3 protein-coding genes are annotated in these 3,936 nt (G+C 60.2%); all 3 read left to right on the top strand.

The window, feature by feature from the left end:
- Positions 1–1,242 (top strand): aspartate aminotransferase family protein (locus tag AB4043_RS17475; protein ID WP_442307638.1); only part of this gene is annotated, 1,242 nt, incomplete at its 5' end.
- A complete protein-coding gene (gene argF / locus AB4043_RS17470) occupies positions 1,235–2,299 on the top strand; it encodes an ornithine carbamoyltransferase (RefSeq protein WP_442299769.1) in 1,065 nt (354 codons plus the stop codon). The genes AB4043_RS17475 and argF, both read left to right, overlap by 8 nt.
- A 75-nt stretch (positions 2,300–2,374) precedes the next feature.
- On the top strand, positions 2,375–3,775 hold the full coding sequence (argH, locus tag AB4043_RS17465) for an argininosuccinate lyase (RefSeq protein ID WP_442299871.1): 1,401 nt from the start codon (positions 2,375–2,377) through the stop codon (positions 3,773–3,775).
- Positions 3,776–3,936: the final 161 nt, after the last annotated feature.

The following is a 3,936-nucleotide window of genomic DNA, read 5'->3' as shown; positions in this document are numbered from 1 at the left end:
GCATCGATTCAGGCAGCGGAGAAGAAGTTCCTGCTTGAGACCTACGAACGCAACCCGGTGATGTTTGTAAGCGGCAAGGGCTTCTACCTGCGCGACAGCGAAGGCAACGACTACCTGGACCTGTTGAGCGGTATCGGTGTTTCGGCCCTCGGGTACGGACATCCGGCGATTGAGAATGCGATCGCGGAACAGTCAAAGAAGCTGCTGCACACCTCCAATCTGTTCTTTCACGAAGGTACGGCCACACTCGCGCTCAAACTGACGGAGCTGACCGGTATGGACCGGGTCTTCTTTTGCAACTCGGGTACCGAGGCCTGGGAGGCGGCGCTGAAGCTCGCTCGTGCCCACGCCGGCGTACTGCGCGAAGAGGGCAAGACGGTCGGAACGAAGTTCCTCGCCCTGGAGCACAGCTTCCATGGCCGGACGATGGGATCGGTCGCCACGACGCATAAGGACAAGTACCKCGAGCCCTTTGCCCCGGTGATGCCCGATGTCGAGTTCGTGCGCTTCAATGACATCGAGGATCTGAAGGCAAAGTTCTCCAACGATGTCTGCGGCATCTGCATCGAGGTGCTGCAGGGCGAGGGTGGCATTCACCCTGTCTCCAACGAGTTCTTCGCGGCGGCACGTGCGCTATGCGACTCGACCGGCGCCCTGCTGCTGGCCGACGAGATTCAGAGCGGCATGGGCCGGACCGGCAAGTGGACGGCGTATCAGCACTTCGGTATTCAGCCCGACATTACGACCCTGGCAAAGCCGCTGGCAGGCGGCCTGCCGATGGGCGCCATGCTTTGCAACGAGGAAGCTGCCCGCGCCATGAAGCCTGGTCTGCACGGAACCACTTTTGGTGGTGGCCCGCTGGCCTGCGCCGTGGCTACGGCAGTAATCGATGAGATCCAGAACGAAGGTTTGCTGGCGCATGTAACCGAGGTCGGCAACTACTTCATGGAGCAATTGCAGGGCCTTGCGGCAAAGCATCCTGAAATCATCTCGGTACGTGGTATCGGTATGATGATCGGCGCGGAGATCAACGATGCGGAGCTGGCAAAGCAGGTTGCCAGGCAGATGATGGACCGTCGCATTCTAATCAACCGCACCAGCGAGACAGTATTGCGGTTCCTTCCGCCTTACCTGATCGAAAAGAAACATGTAAACATTGCAGTAAGCGCTCTGGACGAGATTTTGAGGCAGGCTAAGGAGGCAACGTCTCCCGCGCTTGCAGGTGAGGTAGCCCATGGATAGCAAAACCATTGTCATGAGCCCGAGGAATGAAGGAGTAGCAGTGCCGAAAGTATCATTGGGAATTCAAAGCGATAGCGCATTCAGCGAGGCCGCAAAGCGCTTGAAAGGCCGCGATCTGTGTTCGATCGCCGATCTGACTGTGGAAGAGATGGCAGCCATCATGGAGCTGGCGCACGCCGTCAAAAACCATCCGGAAGATTTCAAGACAGCCCTCGACGGCAAGCAGATGGTGATGTTCTTCGAGAAGGCATCGTTGCGTACGCGCCTGACCTTCGAGGCCGCCATCAATACCATGGGCGGCAATGCCATCTTCGTCGACCAGACGCAGAGCCCCCTGGGTGAGCGCGAAAGCCTGGCGGATATGGCGCATAACCTCGAACGCTGGATGAGCGTGATTGTCCTGCGCACCTACTCGCACGACACCATCACAGAGATGGCCGCCTGCGCCAAGGTGCCGGTAGTCAATGCCCTGTCGGATTATGAGCATCCGTGCCAGGCGATTGCCGACTTCCTTACGCTGGAAGAGAAGTTCTCAACCTGCGAAGGTCTGAAGTTCACCTACGTCGGTGACGGCAATAACGTCTGCCACTCCCTGATGCTGGCCGCGGCACAGCTCGGAGCGCATTGCACCATCGCGACGCCGAAGAACTACGGGCCGAAGCTGGACGTGATTCACAAGGCCATCGAGATCGCAGAGCAGACCGGTGGAAGCATTACGCTGACGCAGGACCCGATCAAGGCCGTAACCGGCGCCGATGCGATCTATACCGACGTCTGCACCTCCATGGGCTTCGAGCACGAGGCGACCAAGCGCGCACCGATCTTCAAGCCTTACCAGGTCAACGACGAGCTCATGTCCCATGCCAACGATCAGGCCGTCTTCATGCACTGCCTGCCGGCACACCGCAACGCCGAGGTGACCGACGCCGTACTGGATGGTCCGCAGTCGATCGTCTTCGACCAGGCGGAGAACCGTATGCATGCGCAGAAGGCCATCCTGCTGATGCTGCTCGGAGGCGCCAAGCGCATTCCGAAGGCGAAGAAGCGGTTCGTCTAACTAGAATCACCGCACTCTGTCCGGTCACCTGCAAACAGGTGGCCGGACGCAAGGAAAAGAGGTTGTGACGTGAAAATGTGGTCTGGGCGGTTCCGGGAACCGCTCAATCGCAAATTCGAGATGTGGCAGCGGTCGTTCCCCTTTGACTGGCAGCTGATCCCCCAGGAGATCCGTGCGTCAAAGGCCCATGCGAGGATGATCGCGGCTGCCGGCATTTTGACCGATACCGAGCTAGCGGAGATTCTCGCCGGGCTGGACCGCATCGGCGCGGACTTCGCCGCGGATACGCTGGATCTCGCTTCCGAGACGCCGGAGGACGTGCATCACTTCGTCGAGCTGGAGCTGACGAAGCACATCGGCACGCTTGCGCTCAAGCTGCATACAGGCCGCTCCCGTAACGAGCAGATCGCGACCGATCTGCGCCTCTTTATTCGCGATGCCATCGACCAGGTGTTGACCGATCTGGCCTCGTGGGCAGATGCCCTGCTGGACCAGGCTGTTAGATCCGGCGACGCCGTGATGCCTGGCTACACGCATCTGCAGCGCGCCGAGCCGGTTCTTTTGGCTCATTGGCTGCAGGCCTATGTGCAGATGATCCTGCGGGACGCCTCACGCTTTGCCGATGCCCGCAAGCGGATGAACCTATGTCCGCTCGGTTCAGGCGCCATCGCCGGTGCGACGCTTGCACTCGATCGCACCATCGCTTCCGAGGCCCTGGGCTTCGATGCGCCGACGGCGAACAGCATGGACGCCACCAGCGACCGTGACTTTGCCCTGGAGTTCTCTCAGTGCGCTGCCGGACTGGGTTTGCATCTCTCTCGCTTCGCCGAGGAGATCACGCTCTACGCCACCCAGGAGTTTGGATTCATTGAGCTGCCGGAGGCGTTTTCAACCGGATCCTCGGCTATGCCACAAAAGAAGAATCCGGATCTGACCGAATTGGTGCGTGGCAAGAGCGGCCGTCTGCTGGGCGCGGCGACGACCTTCGCGACCATCGTCAAAGGGCTTCCGCTGGCTTACAACAAAGACATGCAGGAGACCCAGGAGGCTACCTTCGAGGTCGCTGCCACACTGGCCGGAATGCTGCCCCTGATGGCGCCGTTCACCGCCGCCCTCCAGTTCCGGCTGGACCGGATGGAGACGGCAGCCTCTACCGGCTACCTGAACGCCATGGCCGCCGCTACCTATCTGGTACACAAGGGAGTTCCCTTCCGCAAAGCGCACGAAAAGATCGGGAACGCTGTCCGCTATGCTTTAGATAAGGGCTGCGAACTGAACGAACTGACCTTGGACGAGCTGAAACAATTCGGAGACGAATTTGGCGCGGACTTCCACGATGCCATCACGCTGCGGGCAACCGTGGACTGTCATGATGTCATCGGCGGCACAGCGACTGCGCAGGTGGCAGCATCGCTGGCGCTGGCGCGCGAGAAGGTCGCGGCCCTGACTCCGCAGCAGGAGCAGGTCCATGTCTAGTGTGATCAGTGAATCGACTGTGTCAACGCGTCCCCGCGTCAACGGCGCCCAGGTGCGTAAAGCCCGCCTGCAGGATGCGAATAACATCTTCGACATCGTCAATTCCCTGTCTGGCGACGGCACGCTGCTTCGCCGCAGCTATGCCGAGGTCTGCGAGAACG

Origin of the sequence: Terriglobus sp. YAF25, from assembly GCF_052113305.1 — a bacterium.
Classification (GTDB): domain Bacteria; phylum Acidobacteriota; class Terriglobia; order Terriglobales; family Acidobacteriaceae; genus Terriglobus.
The sequence above is the reverse complement of the archived record's forward strand: the minus strand, read 5'-3'. Positions and strand labels throughout refer to the sequence as shown.